The sequence below is a fragment of the Streptomyces sp. WZ.A104 genome (assembly GCF_002382885.1).
Taxonomy (GTDB): Bacteria; Actinomycetota; Actinomycetes; order Streptomycetales; family Streptomycetaceae; genus Streptomyces.
The window spans coordinates 1-17,027 of record NZ_NWVL01000062.1; the positions used below are offsets into that span (position 1 = coordinate 1).

Annotated in this window: 11 protein-coding genes and 1 pseudogene; 3 read left to right on the top strand and 9 right to left on the bottom strand. The window is 71.5% G+C overall.

Going from position 1 to position 17,027, the window contains the following annotated elements; translation table 11 throughout:
- From CIB93_RS27580 to CIB93_RS27590, 3 genes are all read right to left on the bottom strand, one after another.
- Positions 1 to 951: serine/threonine-protein kinase (locus CIB93_RS27580; RefSeq protein ID WP_143660096.1), on the bottom strand; the 951-nt coding region annotated here is incomplete at its 3' end.
- On the bottom strand, positions 948 to 1,505 hold the full coding sequence (locus CIB93_RS27585; RefSeq protein ID WP_096630747.1) for a hypothetical protein: 558 nt from the start codon (positions 1,503 to 1,505) through the stop codon (positions 948 to 950). The genes CIB93_RS27585 and CIB93_RS27580, both read right to left, overlap by 4 nt.
- Positions 1,506 to 1,705: 200 nt before the next feature.
- Positions 1,706 to 3,949, bottom strand: a complete 2,244-nt coding sequence (locus tag CIB93_RS27590; protein ID WP_096630749.1) for an N-6 DNA methylase — start codon at positions 3,947 to 3,949, stop codon at positions 1,706 to 1,708.
- Positions 3,950 to 4,170: 221 nt separating this feature from the next.
- On the opposite strand from CIB93_RS27590, the gene CIB93_RS27595 reads away from it, so the two are divergent.
- Both CIB93_RS27595 and CIB93_RS27600 read left to right on the top strand, forming a co-directional pair.
- A complete protein-coding gene (locus CIB93_RS27595; protein ID WP_096630751.1) occupies positions 4,171 to 4,902 on the top strand; it encodes a hypothetical protein in 732 nt (243 codons plus the stop codon).
- Between the two features lie 337 nt (positions 4,903 to 5,239).
- Positions 5,240 to 5,731, top strand: a complete 492-nt coding sequence (locus CIB93_RS27600) for a GNAT family N-acetyltransferase (protein ID WP_096630752.1) — start codon at positions 5,240 to 5,242, stop codon at positions 5,729 to 5,731.
- A gap of 149 nt (positions 5,732 to 5,880) precedes the next feature.
- On the opposite strand, the gene CIB93_RS27605 is transcribed toward CIB93_RS27600, so the two are convergent.
- The gene (locus CIB93_RS27605) at positions 5,881 to 6,627 is read right to left on the bottom strand and encodes an N-acetyltransferase (RefSeq protein ID WP_096630754.1); all 747 of its coding nucleotides are present in this window, start codon (positions 6,625 to 6,627) and stop codon (positions 5,881 to 5,883) included.
- Between the two features lie 165 nt (positions 6,628 to 6,792).
- Here CIB93_RS27605 and CIB93_RS27610 point away from each other — a divergent pair, with 165 nt between their 5' ends.
- Positions 6,793 to 7,449, top strand: a complete 657-nt coding sequence (locus CIB93_RS27610) for a hypothetical protein (RefSeq protein WP_096630756.1) — start codon at positions 6,793 to 6,795, stop codon at positions 7,447 to 7,449.
- Positions 7,450 to 7,514: 65 nt separating this feature from the next.
- On the opposite strand, the gene CIB93_RS27615 is transcribed toward CIB93_RS27610, so the two are convergent.
- The 5 genes and pseudogenes from CIB93_RS27615 to CIB93_RS27635 all read right to left on the bottom strand — a co-directional run bounded on the left by CIB93_RS27615 (position 7,515) and on the right by CIB93_RS27635 (position 16,288).
- Positions 7,515 to 8,282, bottom strand: coding sequence for an HNH endonuclease family protein (locus tag CIB93_RS27615; RefSeq protein ID WP_096630758.1), 768 nt, complete (start codon positions 8,280 to 8,282; stop codon positions 7,515 to 7,517).
- 131 nt (positions 8,283 to 8,413) lie between these two features.
- Positions 8,414 to 8,654 (bottom strand): annotated as a pseudogene (locus tag CIB93_RS27620) (UTRA domain-containing protein); the annotation flags it as partial.
- A gap of 252 nt (positions 8,655 to 8,906) precedes the next feature.
- Entirely contained in the window at positions 8,907 to 12,440 is a 3,534-nt protein-coding gene (gene mfd / locus CIB93_RS27625; RefSeq protein WP_096630760.1) for a transcription-repair coupling factor, read from the bottom strand.
- A 477-nt stretch (positions 12,441 to 12,917) separates the two neighbouring features.
- The gene (locus CIB93_RS27630) at positions 12,918 to 15,503 is read right to left on the bottom strand and encodes an ABC transporter permease (RefSeq protein WP_096630762.1); all 2,586 of its coding nucleotides are present in this window, start codon (positions 15,501 to 15,503) and stop codon (positions 12,918 to 12,920) included.
- Positions 15,500 to 16,288 carry an ABC transporter ATP-binding protein gene (locus tag CIB93_RS27635; RefSeq protein ID WP_096630763.1) on the bottom strand — a complete coding sequence of 263 codons (789 nt, stop codon included), beginning with the start codon at positions 16,286 to 16,288 and terminating at the stop codon, positions 15,500 to 15,502. Before CIB93_RS27635 ends, CIB93_RS27630 begins: the two co-directional genes overlap by 4 nt.
- Between the last annotated feature and the right edge of the window lie 739 nt (positions 16,289 to 17,027).

Consider the following 17,027-nt stretch of genomic DNA (forward strand, 5'->3'; position numbering starts at 1 on the left):
GGCGGCAGCGGGCGCCACGGCAGCCGCCGCGGCGGCCCGGTCCGGCCACGGGGCGTGCGGCCGCAGGAACGGGCGGGTCGGGTCGAGCGGCCCGGCGGGAGCCCCGTGCTTCGGCAGCAGCGGGGCCAGCTCCTCGTACACCTCCTGCGCGGAGGCGGGCCGGGCCTGCGGGTCCTTGGCGAGCAGCCGCAGCACGAGCGCCTCCAGCGCGGCGGGGATCTCGGGGCGGGCGCGGCGGACCGGGACCGGCGGTTCGTAGAGGTGGCGGTGCAGGACACCGAGCGCGGTGGACCCGGCGAACGGCACGTCGCCGCTGAGCAGTTCGTGCAGCAGCACTCCCAGTGCGTACAGGTCGGTGTACGGGCCGACCGCGCCGCCCATCGCCTGCTCGGGGGCCATATAGGCCGGGGAGCCGATCGGTGAACCGGTGTGCGTGAGGCGGGTGGTGTCCGTGTCGAGGACGGACGCGACACCGAGGTCGAGCACGGTGACGGTGCCGTCGGGGCGGACCATCACGTTCCGGGGCTTGAGGTCGCGGTGGACGATCGGCACGGCGTGCACCGCGCAGAGGACGGCACAGAGCTGGGCGGCGACCGCGACGGCCCAGGGCCAGGGGTACGGGTCCTGTTCGGCCAGGTGGTCGGCGAGGTCGGCGCCCTCGACGTACTGCATGACGAGGTAGAGGTCCTCGCTGTCGCTGCCCGCGTCGTGCACGGTGACCAGGCCCGGGTGGTCGACCTGCGCGGTGACCCGGCACTCGCGGACGAACCGGCGGCGCAGTTCGTCGGCCGCGTCGCTGCCGGTGGGCCCGGCGACCCGGTCGGGGCGCAGCAGCTTCACGGCGACGCGGCGGTCCAGCCGCCGGTCGTACGCCGTCCACACCTGGCCCATGCCGCCCTGGCCGAGGATGGTCGCGAGCTCGTACCGGTCGGCGATGATCCGCCCGCTCACCGGCCCTCGCCCTCCTTGCGGAGGTAGTCGCTCAGCTCGTCCAGCTCGGCCCGCACCTGGTCGAGGCGCCGGGGCGCGGGGGCGGGCGGTGGGGCCTGGACGGTGTACGGGTTGGGCTGCTGGTACGCGGGTGGCACGGGGTGCACGGGCGACACGGATTGCACGGGCTGCACGGGCTGCACGGGGCCGCTGTAGGGCTGCGGAGTGCTGTAGTGGCGGATTTCCGCGTACAGGTAGTAGGCGACAACTCCGGCCAGCACGCCGACGAGCCAGAAGAAAAGGATCAGCGCCTGGGCGTCCGTCATCTCGTCGGGGTCGTCCGGGGTGGCCATGATGAAGGCGAACAGCCCGGCGTTGAGGACGACCACGACCGCCAGCAGAACCCAGTCGCGCGGCCTGCGGGTGACGATCGCGAGCCGCAGCATCGCCGCCCAGCCCAGCAGACCGCAGCTCAGGACGGTCACGACGACAAGGATCACGCGCACCGCGACGAGCGTCCCCGAGGACGGCCGGGGCGTCGGCGGCTGCTGCGGCGGATAGCCGTAGCCGTGCATGTGCTGCTCCTGGGGGCGTATGTCGGACGTGTGCAGTGAGCGTATACACCGACACCGACGGGCCGTCCCCGGATGTACCCAACCGTTGTGCACGAGCGGTGTGCACGAGCGTGTGCACGAGCTGTGTGCGCCAGCGCCGCGCACGGGCGGTGTACACGGGCGGTGTACACGAGCGCCGCGGGCACGAGCTGCGCCGGGCCTCAGCCCGGCGCGACCGTGCCGTCCGTCAGGCCGTCGTACATCCCCTGGACCAGCAGCCCGCCGAGCCGCCCCGCCGTCCGCAGTGCGTCCTCGAAGGCGGCCAGGGCGCGGAACTGCTGCCCGTACCGCTGCTGTTCGGCCAGCGGCAGCCGGGGCAGCTGGAGGCGTCGGGCGTCCAGCCGGGCGGCGGTGGAGGCATAGCTGCTGGCCTGCCGGTTGTTGGCGGTGCCGCGCAGGAACCCGGCGAGGAACCACGGGTCGAGGGCGGCCGGATCGGGCCGCAGCAGCTGGAGGTTGCGGCCCAGGGCTGCACCCGCGTCGGCCTCGTCGACGACCCGGACGACGGCCCCGCCGCCGAGCACGGGCACGACGACGTCACCGGGTTCGAGCAGGACGGGTTCGTCGGGGGCGGAGGGCGTTGCGGGGGCGCAGGGCGTTGCGGGGGCGACGGTTCCGGTTCCGGCGGGGGCGGCCGGGGTTCCGGTGAGGACGTCGTGCTCGGTGAGGACGGGCCCCCCGCCGCCGCCCGGGAAGGCATTGCCGGTGCGCAGCGACAGCGCCCCGGCGCGGGCGAGTTCGCCGACGGTGGTCAGGGGGCGGCGGGCGGGGGCCGAGGGCTCGGCGGGCGGTGGAGTGAGGCGCGCGGTCAGCCGGAGCGTCTCGGCGAGCTGCTCCCGTACCTCTCCGAGTCCGGACGCGCCGCCGCCGGGCGCGGGCCGTGGCAGATGGCGGGCCGGGGTCAGGTCCACATCGTCGTCGAGGAGGGCGACCACGGGCACGACGCGGCTGACGCCCGGAAGGTCCGCCCGGTCGCGCCAGGCGTCGAGCACGGCGGTGTGCACGGCGGGCCAGTCGAGCCGGTCGCGCCCACCGCCGCCCACCGCCTTGCCGGGCCCGGCGCCCGGGTCAGCGGCGGAGCCCGCGGGGTCGGCGGTGTCGACCAGGAGCAGGTCCGCACCGGCCCGGACGTCGGCCTCCGGCCTGCGCAGGACCCAGAGGTGGAGCGGAATGCCGTACGGGGGCGCCGCCCCGGCCGGGAGGGCGATCACCGCGCGGAGGGCTCCCCGGCGCAGGAGATCGGCGCGGATGCGGCGGCCGGAGCGCCGGGAGGCGGCGGCGGGCGGCATCAGCAGGACGGCGGTGCCGCCGTCGCGCAGGCGAGCCAGGGCGTGCTGGACCCAGGCGAGTTCGGACTCGGTGCGGGCGGGGAAGCCGTACTCCCAGCGCGGGTCGTAGGCCAGTTCGTCGTGGCCCCAGTTGCGTTCGTTGAAGGGCGGGTGGCAGAGCACCGTGTCGGCGGCGAGCCCGGGAAACGCGTCGGCGCGCAGGGTGTCGCCGGTGCGCACGACCCGGGCAGGGGCGTCCCCCCCGGGACCGTCGCCGTACAGCACCAGGCGCAGCGCGGTCAGGGCGGCGAGGGCGGGGTCGGCCTCCTGGGCGTACAAGGCCGCGGGGCCGTCGACCGCGCGGAGCAGGGCGCCGGTCCCGGCAGCCGGGTCGAGGACCGTACGGACGGACTGCCTGCCGCCGGGAGCCCGCCCCGGTTCCTTCGCGGGGGTGGCCAGGGCGGCCATCAGCGCGGCGAGATGCGGCGGAGTCAGCGTGTACTGACGGGGGTTGGCGTCGAGCTGGCGCCCGAGCAGGAACTCGAAGACCTGCCCCGCCCCGATCCCGGCGGCCAGTTCGGCGGCCGCGCGCAGGAGCGGCACGGACGGCAGGAGGGCACTCGCGGTGGGGATCTGAACAGCACGGCCTGTGTGAACAACACGGTCTGTGTGAACAACACGGTCGGTATGCACAGCACGGTCAGTGTGCACAGCACGGTCGGCCTCGGGCTCCGGAGCGGCCGGGCCGAGGCGGTCCGCGAGGACGTGCTCCAGGGCGTGCGGCAGGAGGGCGGCCATCCGCTCGTCGGGGGCGGCGGTGAGCTCCAGCCAGGCGGTGGGCCGGTCACGGACGAGCAGCAGGGCGCAGCCGGTGTGGATCAGTGCCTCGACGGCCCCCGCCGGGTGTCCGGCCGCCTGCTGCCAGACCCGCTCACGGAGGGGGACCTCAGCAAGTTTCCCCTGGTCGCGCAGCCACTGCTCGACCTCGGGCAGCGAGAAGGACGGACTGGCGCCGGTGCCACCGACGGGCTGGGGGAAATCGGCGTGACGGCGGCGCCAGTTACTGACGGCGGCACGCCCCACCCCCGCGAGCCGCGCGATCCCGGCCGCGGTGACCTCGGTCGAGTTCTCCGGCACTGGCTCTCTCCCTGGTCTGTCCACGTAGTACGTCCGCGCACTGCCTGCCCGCGAGCATAGCGACTCTCCCGCACCACACCCACAAGGACCATTACCCAACCTGTCACTCACGAATCGTGTTGACTCGGTTCACAGCTTCTGTTGTTATTGACCCGTCCTCACCGGGCCACTTCCGCTCACCCTGTTCGGCGCCCCGCGCCCCTCTCCCCGGAGCCCTGACCATGCGTCTCATCACCCGCATTTCCGTCAACACCGTCTGCGCGCTGTCGCTGTTCGGCCTCGCCGCATGCGGCGCGGGCTCCGGGCCCGAGGAGACCGGGCCGTTCGCGAACCAGTCGGGGCCGGAGGTCGCCAACAAGGCCCTCACGGCCACGAGCAAGGTGAAGTCCCTGCGGATCGGCCTCGACATGACCACCTCCGACGGCCGGATCAAGGCCGACTTCGCCACAAGCCTGGGCGGCGACTGCACGGGGACCATGAGCATGGGCGGTACGGGCACGATGGAGGTCATCAGGACCGGCGACAGGGTCTACACGAAGCTCGACGAGGCCCTTCTGCGCGAACAGGGGAAGGGCGAGCCGAAGGCCGACATCGACGCGGCGGTCAAGCTGATAGCGGGCCGCTGGATGGAGTCGAAGGCCTCGGACCCGGACGCCGAGGAAGCGACCGAGTTCTGCGATCTGAAGGCCATCCTGAAGGAGTTCGAGGCGACCGACAACGCCGCTCGCAAGGTGGGCCCCTCGGAGGTGACGGGCAAGCCGGCCCTGCGCCTCACGGAGAAGGACGGCAAGGAGACGTTCACCTTCGACGTCGCCGCCGAGGGCGAGCCGTATCTCCTGCGCGTCACGTCCAAGGGCGGCGAGGAACCGATGACGATGAACCTCTCCGACTTCGACGTGCCGGTCGTGGCGAAGAAGCCCGCCGCGAAGGACATGGTCGACCTGGAGGGCTAAGGCTCAGGTCGACCTGGAGGGCCAGGCAGTGTCCGGCGGACCATGAGGCCGTAGGGGCTCTGACCGTGAATACCGACCTCGGCGTCCTGAGGTCTGGATAAGCGTCGGGGCCGTGACGTGATCCGTCCGGGCTGGTGCGCCGGATGCCTGCGGTATCCGGCGCGCCCGGCAGTCGACCGGCGGCTGGGCGCAGGGGCGGCTCAGCGATGCGCCGCGCGCTACGCGGCAGTTCAGCGTTTGGGATCTGCGACGGTCCTCCCGCCCCGACCCGCCGCGTGCCGCGGTAGCGGCGTAAACACGTTGCGCCGACTGTGGGTGGACCGCGAGGATTGAGGGCATGCCGCCCGTGAAGATCGAGATTCGACCTTACGCCAACGATGACTGGGACGCGATCGCGCGAATTCACGATGCCGCGCGCCTTGACGAGTTGCGCGATTCCGTCGGTGTCGAGGCATTCCTGACGCTCGCGCAGACCGCTGAGCAGGAGGGGCTGTTCGACGGCCGGTTGTGGGTGGCGGAGGCCGACGGGAGCGTAGCCGCTTTCGTCGCGCTCGATGACGACGAGGTCACCTGGCTGTACGTCGACCCGCAGCGCTACCGACAGGGGATCGGCAGGGCACTGCTGCGCCACGCACTTGCCGCTGCCGGCCCGAGGGTTGAAGTCACCGTGCTCGACGGCAACCCAGCCGCCGAGGCGCTCTACGCCAGTGAGGGATTCGTCGTCACCGAGACCCGGACCGGCGCGCTGGTCGGCAATGAGGCGTTCACCGCCACCGGCCACATCATGCACCGCGACACCACGACGGCACCCACCAGCGTCACTGGCTGATTCAAGTCTTCTCACGGTCCAACCCTGCTGCGGGGACAAGAGCCCTGCTGATGACCCTTCGCCGTGATCAAGCCCGACCAGCGTCAACAACGCCCGTGATCAACGCACCCAGGGCCCGGAGCGGCCCGGAGCGGTGAAGGGCCCCGCCCTCACACCCGGTGGCGCACCCAGACGTTGGGCTCGGTGTACACCGCGTACCCGTGCGCGAGCGCGCAGTGCACCGGGACCAGCGCCCCCGGCACCTCCACCGGCCCGTCCGTGTCGAACGGGAGACCGGTCCACTCCCGCCACTGCGCGAGGGAGCCGCTCACCGTCATCGACACCGGCGCGACCGAGTCCACCACCCCGCCCGCCCGGACATGGACCCGCAGCCACGGGTCCTCGGGCAGCCCGTCCTCGGGCCGGGTGCGCCGGACGTACTCCTCCATCGGCAGTGCGGCCCGCAGATGCTTGCCGCTCGGCCGGACCGGGGCGACGACCTCCCGGAAGCCGAGCCGCTCCGCGTTGGCCCGCACAGCCGCGAGCATGCGCCCCGATATGCCCCGCCCCTGACGGCCGGTGGCCACCGTGATCTCGATCGCGCCGACGGTGTCGGGGGTCCGCCCGCGCCGCAGGTCCGAGAACGCCCACAGCAGCATCCGGTCCCAGCCGCCGACGGGCAGCTCCCCGCGCCCGGGAGCGTCCAGGGCGAAGGGGACGCTGTAGGCACGGGCGACCACCGCGCCCTCCTGGTCGGTGGCGACCAGAACGTACTGCGGGAACTCGACGGCGATCCGCGGGAAGTTGGCCCAGCCGACGATGTCCTCCAGCACGAACTCCGGCCAGGTGTCCGGCATCCGGTCCAGGGCGGCGGCGAGTTCGGGGCGCTCGGCAAGCGTGGTGATGTTCAGCTCCATGATGCCGACCTTAGAAGGCCGTCACCCGCCCGACCAGCGACTTTCCGTGCCGTCGGCGCCCGGCCGCGGGCACGGCCCGCCCGGCCGACCGGAACCGTGAGGTGCACATGCCGCGTCCCCACCCGTGACTTCGTACCCGTGCGTCACCCGACGAGGAGCAGCACCATGACCCAGCCAGGCAGTACACCGCCCCGCCCCCGGAGAGCTGCCGGGTGCCTGCAGAGCCTGGTGGTACTCGCGGTGATCCTCGGACTGGCATACGGCGCGTCCAAGGTCTTCGGCGACGACTCCTCGTCGTCCTCGTCGTCCTCGTCCTCTTCCGCCTCGGACGGCAAGGGCGGTTCGTGGGAGGTCGGCGACTGCGGAGGTCCGGACCCCGACAACAAGCCGGACGGCTACCGCGCCTTCGACTGCGACGAGTCCGGAGCGACGTTCAAGGCGCTGGAGATCAAGCCCGCGAGCATCATGCCCAACGCCATCCAGTGCCCGGCCGGAACGGACCTGATCATTCAGGTCTCCCGGGTCTTCGGCTCCGGCGACGACAAGAAGGCCGGCGGCATCCCCACCAACACTGTCTGCGGCCGGAACCTGTCCGGGGACCATCCCGGCGACGCGGGCGCCGGTGGCGGCCAGTTGGTGGAGGGCGACTGCGTGACGTCGACCGCCAAGGAGATCGCCTGCGCCTCGGCCGGGTCGGACGCCTTCAAGGTCCTCGCCCTGGTCAAGGAGAAGGAGGAGTGCCCCGCGGCGACGACGGAACCCATGCAGCTGATGATGGCGATGGGCAGGCCGTACGACGTGATCTGCGGCGGCAAGGCCTAGGAGTGATTCCGGCGGGGCCACGGGCCACGGGGCCGTGACCCCGCCGGACGAAGGCCGCGGACGGCTCAGCCCCCGCACTGGGCGAGCATGGCCTCCTTGTCCGCCGCAGTGACGGGGAGTTCGTACTTCAGCGAGACCTGGGCGAACCGCACCGCGTACGAGCAGCGGACCGGCTTGTACGGCGGCAGCCAGGAGGCGGGGCCGGAGTCGCGCTTGGCGTTGTTGGCCGGGCCGTCCACCGGGAGGAGGTTGAGCGGGTCGTTGGCGATCTGCTCCCGCTTGGTGTCGTTCCAGCGGGCGGCGCCCATCTGCCAGTTGTAGGACAGCGGCATCACATGGTCTATCTGCACCGCGGTCGCCTGCTGCTTGCGCCAGTCGATGCTCCGGCCGGTGTAGGGGTCCTTGAGCTTCATCGAGACGACGACGCAGTCGGAGCCCGACCGGTGCTCGATGTCCTTGCCGTCCCGGGCTAGCAGGTCGTTACGGGTGTCGCAGCCGTTCCGGGCGAGCGGGATGCCGTCGATCCCGTCCTTCCAGGCGGAGCCGAACTTCTTCCGCTCGTACCCGGTCTTCGGGCCTCGCCCCTTGGTGGCCACCTTCTCGATGACCTTGCGCGCGGCGGCCCGGTCCGCGTCGGTGGTGAGGGGGGCCAGGCCCGGCTTCGTACCGTCGGGGTTGTCCAGCGGGCTGGCGCCGAAGCCCTCGGCGGACTGCGCCCCGCCGCTGCCCTCCTCGGCCGCGAGGTCGCCGGGGTTGCACCCGGCCAGGGCGAGCACGACGAGGGCACTGAGGGCGGGCAGGGCCGCTGTTCGGTACGTACGGGGAGCTATCACGTGGAGCCATCCTGACGGGCCTGACGGGCCTGGCGGGGAGAAACCGGACGCGGAGAATCCTATGGGCGTCTGCCCCGCCGTGGACGCGTTCATGACTGGCCCCGGCCGGGCGGCGGCTCCGCGCCGTGGGTTCAGCCGGATTCCGGGGTGCACTCGTACAGATGCCCCGCCTTGATCATCACCGTGGCTTCGACGGGCCGGTCGTGGTCGCTGAACACCACCCGCAGGGTGCGCAGGACCGGCAGGTCTCCGGGGAGGCGGAGCAGGCGGTACCGATCCGGCGTCGCGACGCGGGCCGAGACTCGGTCCACGCTGAGCCGGGGCTGGGTAGCCGAGCGAGGCCAGGAGCGTGGGCGTGCCACCCGTGCACCGCCAGCCGACCCTGATCCGTGCGCCGTCATCCGATCCTGATCTCGTACCGCAGCCGGAGGACGACAGCTGCTCAGGGCGCGGCCTGTTCCTCGTCAGTGAACTCGCCGCGGACTTCGGCATCGACCACCACGTCGTGGGCGAGACGGTCCGGGCCGCGTTCAAGCTGCCCTCGGCGCCCTCGCGGGCCGCACCGAGCGCCTCGGGCCTTGCCGGACCGGTCCGGCAAGGCCCGATGGGGTCTGGAGCCCGGACCTACGACCCCAGGATCGTCGTCAGGAACTCCCCCGTCCACGCCAGCAGTTCGCGGCCGATGACCGGCTTGCCGCCGATCTTGCCCGTCGTCGGGCGCGGGACCAGGATCTGGTGGGCGGCCGGCTTGATGACCGACTTGGGGTGCAGGCGCTTGAGGCGGAGTTCCTGGGACTCGCGGAGTTCCACCGGGGCGAAGCGGATGTTGGGGCCCTGGAGGACGATCTCGCCGACTCCGCAGGCGCGGGCCAGCATGCGCAGGCCTGCGACCAGGAGGAGGTTCTCGACCGGTTCGGGCAGGGGGCCGTAGCGGTCGGTCAACTCCTCGCGGACCGCGCGGATGTCGTCCTCCGAGGAGGCCGAGGCGATCGCACGGTAGGCCTGGAGGCGGAGGCGCTCGCCGGGGGCGTAGTCGTGCGGGACGTGCGCGTCGACCGGGAGCTCGATCTTGACCTCCAGCGGGGGCTCCTCCTCGACGCCGCCCTCCATCTGGGCCCGGTAGTCGGCGACGGCCTCGCCGACCATGCGTACGTACAGGTCGAAGCCGACGCCCGCGATGTGGCCGGACTGCTCGCCGCCCAGGAGATTGCCCGCGCCCCGGATCTCCAGGTCCTTCATCGCCACGTACATGCCCGCGCCCATCTCCGTGTGCTGCGCGATCGTGGCGAGGCGCTCGTGGGCGGTCTCGGTGAGGGGCTTCTCCGGGGGATACAGGAAATAGGCGTAGCCGCGGTCGCGGCCTCGGCCCACCCGGCCGCGCAGCTGGTGCAGCTGGGAGAGGCCGAAGTTGTCGCCGCGCTCGACGATCAGGGTGTTGGCGTTGGAGATGTCGATGCCGGACTCGACGATCGTCGTGGAGACCAGGACGTCGAACTTCTTCTCCCAGAAGTCCACCACCACCTGTTCCAGGGCCGCTTCCGACATCTGGCCGTGGGCCGTGGCGATCCTGGCCTCGGGGACGATCTCGCGCAGGCGGGCAGCGGCCCGGTCGATGGACTCGACCCGGTTGTGGATGTAGAAGACCTGGCCCTCCCGCAGGAGTTCACGGCGGATGGACGCGCCGATCTGCTTCTCCTCGTACGGGCCGACGAAGGTGAGGACGGGGTGGCGCTCCTCCGGCGGGGTGGTGATCGTGGACATCTCGCGGATGCCGGTGACCGCCATTTCGAGCGTACGGGGGATGGGCGTAGCGGACATGGTGAGGACGTCGACGTTGGCGCGGAGCTTCTTCAACTGCTCCTTGTGCTCGACGCCGAAGCGCTGCTCCTCGTCCACGATGACCAGACCGAGGTCCTTGAACTTCGTCTCGGAGGAGAACAGGCGGTGGGTGCCGATGACCAGGTCGACCGCGCCGTCCTTGAGCCCTTCGAGCGTCGCCTTGGACTCCGTTTCGGACTGGAATCGGCTCAGCGCCCGCACGTTGACCGGGAATTGGGAGTAGCGCTCGGTGAACGTGCCGTAGTGCTGCTGGACGAGGAGGGTCGTGGGGACCAGGACCGCGACCTGCTTGCCGTCCTGGACCGCCTTGAACGCCGCGCGGACCGCGATCTCCGTCTTGCCGTAGCCGACGTCGCCGCAGATCAGGCGATCCATCGGGACCGTCTTCTCCATGTCCTCCTTGACCTCGGCGATCGTGGAGAGCTGGTCGGGCGTCTCCGCGTACGGGAAGGCGTCCTCCAGCTCGCGCTGCCAGGGCGTGTCCGCGCCGAAGGCGTGGCCGGGGGCGGCCATCCGGGCGGAGTAGAGCTTGATGAGGTCGGCGGCGATCTCCTTGACCGCCTTCTTCGCCCGCTGCTTCGTCTTCGTCCAGTCCGCGCCGCCGAGCCGGTGCAGGGTCGGGGCCTCGCCGCCGACGTACTTGGTGACCTGCTCCAGCTGGTCGGTCGGGATGTAGAGACGGTCGCCGGGCTGACCGCGCTTGGCGGGGGCGTACTCGACGAGCAGATACTCGCGGGTCGCGCCCTGGACCGTACGCTGCACCATCTCCACGTACCGGCCGACGCCGTGCTGCTCGTGGACGATGTAGTCGCCGACCTCCAGGGTCAGCGGGTCGATCGTCTTCCGGCGGCGGGCCGGCATCCGGCCCAGGTCCTTGGTGGCGGTGCGCTGGCCGGTCAGGTCCGTCTCGGTGAGCACGGCGACCTTGAGCACCGGGTCGACGAAGCCCTGGTCGATGGCCCCGCAGGAGACGTGCACGAGGGAGGGGGCGACCTCGGTGAGGTCCGGGGTCAGACGGGCAGCGATGCCCTCCCCGCTCAGCACCTCGACCGTACGGGAGGCGAGGCCCTGGCCCTCCGTCACGTACACCGTGCGCCAGCCGTCGGCCAGCCAGCCCTTGGTGTCGGCGAGCGCGCGGGCGGTGTCGCCCCGGTACGCCTCGGGGGCGTGCATGGAGAGCTGGAGGGTGTCGTCGTCGTGGTCGGCGGCGTCGGCGGCGAAGGGCGAGATGGACCACCACATCATGCCCAGCTCGCGGGCCCGGTCCCGGACGTCCGCGATGCCCCACAGCGAGGCCGCGCCCACGTCGATCGGGGCCTCGCCGCCGCCCGCGCTCGCCGCCCACGACGCCTGGAGGAACTCCTGGCTGGTGGCGACCAGGTCGGCGGCCCGAGTACGCACCCGCTCCGGGTCGCAGACCAGCGCCATCGCGTCCTTCGGCAGCACGTCGAGCAGCAGCTCCATGTCGTCGACCAGCACCGGGGCCAGCGACTCCATGCCCTCGACCGCGATGCCCTCCGCGATCTTGCCGAGCAGCTCGCCCAGCTCCGGGTGCGCCTCGGCCAGCGCCGCCGCCCGCTCCCGCACCTCGTCGGTCAGCAGCAGCTCACGGCAGGGCGGCGCCCACAGCCCGTGTGCGGCGACCTCCAGGGACCGCTGGTCGGCGATCTTGAAGTAGCGGATCTCCTCGACGTCATCGCCCCAGAACTCCACCCGAAGCGGGTGCTCCTCGGTCGGCGGGAAGACGTCAAGAATCCCGCCGCGCACGGCGAACTCGCCCCGCTTCTCGACCAGTTCGACCCGGGCGTACGCGGCGGCCGCCAGCGCGTCCACCACCTCCCCCAGGTCCGCGCTCTGCCCGCTGCTCAGGCTCACCGGCTCCAGCTCGCCGAGCCCCTTGACCTGCGGCTGGAGCACGGACCGGATCGGCGCGACGACCACGGAGACCGGGCCGGTCTCCGGGTCGTCCTCGCGCGGGTGGGCCAGGCGCCGCAGCACGGCGAGGCGGCGGCCCACGGTGTCCGAGCGGGGCGAGAGCCGCTCGTGCGGCAGGGTCTCCCAGGACGGGAACTCCGCCACCGTGTCCGGCGGCAGCAGCGTGCGCAGCGCGGCGGCCAGGTCCTCGGCCTCCCGGCCCGTCGCGGTCACGGCCAGCACCGTACGGCCGGTCTGCCGGGCCAGCGCGGCGACGGCGAACGGGCGCGCACCGGGCGGACCCACCAGGTCGACGTGCATCCGGTGCCCGTCCTCGGCGGCCTTCACCGCCTCGGCGAGCGCCGGGTCCGTAACGACGACATCCAGCAGACCGTGCAGACTCATGGGGTTTCCGTCCGGGTGATCAAGAGGTTGCTGGCAGCCGGCTGCTGCCAGGGGGCAACGCGAAGGGCCCGACACGTGGAGGGTGACCGGCTCTGATCCGCCGGACACCCCGGGAACGGGCCGGGGGTTCCAGCCTACGGCCCGGGGGTGACAGCCGCTCCCGCAACCGGCGGGGAGACCACTTCCCGGAGCCCCGGGCCTTCCCGGAGACCCCAGGCCTTCCAGGAGACCCCGTGCCTGCCACGGGGAGCCCGGGCCTGCCACGGAGAGCCCGGGCCTGCCACGGGCAGCGGGCCCGCCCCGGGACAGGCCCGGAAGAGCAGGATCGACCCGAGGACAGGCCTGGGAGAACAGGATCAGCCCGAGGCGAACCCGGAAGAACAGGATCGGCCCCGGGACGTTGGAGGAACGTCCCGGGGCCTGCCCGTCATCCTACGGTGACCCCGTAGGAGTCATCCCAAGTGTCCGTGCGCCCCCTCAGCCGTCCGTGGCGATCGCGTTCAGGACGTTCATCCGGCCCGCCCGGAAGGCCGGGACGAGAGCGGCGAACAGTCCGACGAGCGCCGAGCAGGCGAAGACCGTGAGGATCGTCGGCCACGGGATCTCCAGGACTTCGAGGCCCTCCAGAGCCAGCAGCTTCTGTGCCGCGGTGCCCCAGCCCATCCCGAGGCCCAGTCCGAGCAGGGCGCCGAAGAGGGCGATGACGACGGACTCCAGCCGGATCATCCGGCGCAGCTGGCGACGGGAGAGCCCGATGGCGCGCATCAGGCCGATCTCCCGGGTCCGCTCGACGACGGACAGGGCGAGGGTGTTCACCACACCGAGCACGGCGACGATGATCGCGAGGGCGAGCAGTCCGTACACGATGTTCAGCAGCTGGCCGATCTGGTCCTTCAGCTGTTCCTTGAAGTCGGCCTGGTTCTGCACCTTGTAGACGGGGTATTCGGCGAGCGCGCTCTTGAGGGCCGCGTACGCCTCCTTCTCCTTGCCCTCCTCCGCCTTGCCGAACATCACCACGTTCTGCGGCATCCGGTCGGCGGGGATGTGGGAGGCGGCCGTGGTGAGGTTGGTGTACATCGCACCGCGGTCGATGTTGGTGTCGTCGGAGGTGATGGCCGCGACCTTCAGCTTCGCCGTCCGGCCCGCATCGAAGGCGACGGTGAGGGTGTCGCCGACCTTCACCCCGTGCCGCTCGGCGTACTCGTCGCCGACGGACATGGCGTTCTTGCCGTACGCCTTCGCGAGGTCGCCGGAGACGGCCGTGCGGCGGACGTCCTTCTGATACGTCGGGTCGGCGGCCACGACGCCCTCGTCCTCCGTCTTGCCGTTGGGCGCGGTGATCTTGGCCTTGACGAAGGTGTAGTCGGTCATGTGCTCCAGGCCCGGCACGGCCCGCACGGCGTCGGCGGCCTGGGGCACGATCGGCCGCCCGGCGCCGCTGTCCTGGACGATGAAGTCCGCGCCGACCGACTTGTCGAGCTCCTCGGTGGCCGAGGCCACCATGGAGGACCCGACGACGGACAGACAGGCCACCAGGGCGAGCCCGATCATCAGGGCGGCGCCGGTCGCTCCCGTACGCCTGGGGTTGCGCAGCGCGTTGCGCTCGGCGAGCCGGCCGACCGGGCCGAAGAGCCGCAGGACGACGACGCTGAGGGCCCGCACCACCACACCGGCCAGCAGCGGGCCGATCACGATGAAGCCGATCAGGGTCAGCAGCACGCCCAGGGCCAGGAACATCGAGCCCTCGGTGGCCTTGTCGGCCTGCGTGGTCGCCCAGAGGGCCGCACCGCCTGCCGCCGTGAGGACCAGACCGATACCGGCCCTGACCCGGCCGGAACGGCCGTCGGCGGGGGTCCCGGCGTCGCGCAGGGCGGCCATCGGGGAGACCTTGCCGGCCCGGCGCGCCGGGATGTACGCGGCGAGGACGGTGACGACGACGCCGAGCGCCAGGCCGATCACGGGGGTCGTCCAGGCGACGGTGAGGTCCCTGGTGGACAGCTCCATGCCCACGGCGCCCATCAGCTTCATCAGCCCGACGGCGAGTCCGATGCCGGCGACGACACCGAGGACGGAGCCGACGATGCCGAGGAGGACGGCCTCCAGGAGGACGGACCGGTTGACCTGCTTGCGGCTGGAGCCGATGGCCCGCATCAGGCCGATCTCGCGGGTCCGCTGGGCGACCAGCATCGAGAAGGTGTTGACGATGAGGAAGATGCCGACGAGGAAGGCGATTCCGGCGAAGCCGAGCATCGCGTACTTCATGACGTCCAGGAAGGCTCCCATGGAGTCCTTGTTGGCGTCGGCGGCCTCCTGCTGGGTCTGGAGCTTGTACGCGGCGGAGCCGTCGAGGGCGGCGGCCACGTTCTTCTTGAGCTGGATGTCGCTGACGCCGCTCTTCGCGGTCACCAGGATCTGGGTGAAGACGTCGGGGGCGCCCAGCAGGTGCTTCTGGGCGGTGGCGGTGTCGAGGTAGACGACGGCCGCGCCCGGGTTGGTGACGGTGAAGGACGCGATGCCGCTGATCTTCGCCTTGATGTCACCGGTGACGGCGATGGTGCGCAGCTCGTCGCCGATCTTGAGCTTGTGCTTCTTCGCGGTGTCGGCGTCGACCATCACCTCGGTGGGACCGCGGGGCGCGTGTCCGGAGGTGATCTCCATCGAACGCAGGTCGTTCCGGGTCCAGTTGCTCGCGATGGTGGGGGCTCCGGTCTCGGAGCCCATGTTCTTGTTCTCGCTGTTGACGACGGTGACCGCCATGGAGAAGGCGGCGCCCTCGGCGCGCTCGACCCCTTCGGCCTTCTCGACCTGCTGGATCACGGAGGCGGGCAGCGAGGCGGGCTTGCCGTCGGCGGGCTGCTCGTCGTTCTCGCCGGCCTCCTTCGGGCTGACGGTGACGTCGGGCGAGGAGACGGCGAAGAGCTTGTCGAAGGTGGTGTTCATCGTGTCGGTGAACACGAGCGTGCCGCAGACGAACGCCACCGACAGCAGCACCGCCACCGCCGAGAGAGCCATCCGGCCCTTGTGCGCGAAGAAGTTGCGCATCGAGGTCTTCCAGACAGTCATGACGTCCGCCCACGTGCGTCGAAGTGCTTCATACGGTCGAGGACCTGGTCCGCGGTCGGGTTGTACATCTCATCGACGATGGAGCCGTCGGCGAGGTAGAGCACCCGGTCCGCGTAGGAGGCGGCGACGGGGTCGTGGGTGACCATGACGATGGTCTGGCCCAGCTCGTCGACCGACTTGCGGAGGAAGGACAGGACTTCGGCACCGGCCCGGGAGTCCAGGTTTCCGGTGGGCTCGTCACCGAAGATGATCTCCGGCCGGGCGGCGAGCGCCCGGGCGACCGCGACGCGCTGCTGCTGACCGCCGGAGAGCTGGGTGGGACGGTGCTTGAGCCGCTCGGCGAGCCCGACGGTCTCCACGACCTGCTGGAGCCAGGCGGCGTCCGGCTTGCGGCCCGCGATGTCCATCGGCAGCGTGATGTTCTCGATCGCGTTGAGCGTCGGGAGCAGGTTGAAGGCCTGGAAGATGAACCCGATCCGGTCGCGCCGGAGTTGGGTGAGCTTCTTGTCCTTGAGCCCCGTGATCTCGGTCTCGTCGAGGAAGATCTCGCCCGACGTGACCGTGTCGAGCCCGGCCAGGCAGTGCATCAGGGTGGACTTGCCGGAGCCGGACGGTCCCATGATCGCCGTGAACTGCCCGCGGGCTATGTCCACGTCCACATGGTCGAGCGCGACGACCCGGGTCTCCCCGGTGCCGTACGCCTTCACGACCTGCCGCGCTCGCGCCGCGACGGCCGTACGCCCTCCAGTGCCCCCGTGCCTGGGAATGGTCACAGCCGTTGTCACGGTATATCTCCTATGTCAGTCGATGACTGGACGTTTTTGGGTACAGCCCAAGTCTGGGTTCAGGAGGGGTTCCGGCACGATGGTGCCCAGCGCAGTCTTGAGGTGGGGTTTTCCCCACCCGCCCCCCTGCGGTACGCCGCAAGCGCGACGTAAGAACAGGCTAAGGAAGCACCCCCGCCCACCACGTCCTCCGCCGGGAGGAAGGGGCCCTGGCCACTATGAGGGGGTGCCCCCTAGGGGGCCTCGCCCCCTGGGTGGAGACGAGGTCAGGGGCATGGTTCCGGGCGACGGGGCCGCCCATCAACCGGAGCCAAAACGTCCGCCGCCGACCCGCAAGCGGAGCCGACCGTCGCCGCCACCGTGCTCGGCGTCCTGGCCGCCGAGCACGGTGGCCGCCTTCCTCCGTACGACCGTCGTCACCCCCTGCTCCCCCCTGGAACGCCGACTCGCCGCCCAGGGTTGTCCGGCTCGCCGCCCGGGGGCGTCTGTCCGTCATCCGTCTCACGGCAAAGGCTCCCCCTCCCGCACCCCGGATGAGACAGTGCCACGGGAAATACGTGCAGGGGGAAGGAAAATTGGTGAGCGGCAGAGGAGCCACAGGCAGCGCGGACGGCACCGGCGGCACGGAAGCCACACACAACACCGACGGCACCAGCGGCACGGAAGTCACAGGCAGCACCGACCGCACCAGCACCAGCACCAGCACCAGCACCAGCACCAGCACCAGCACCAGAAGCGC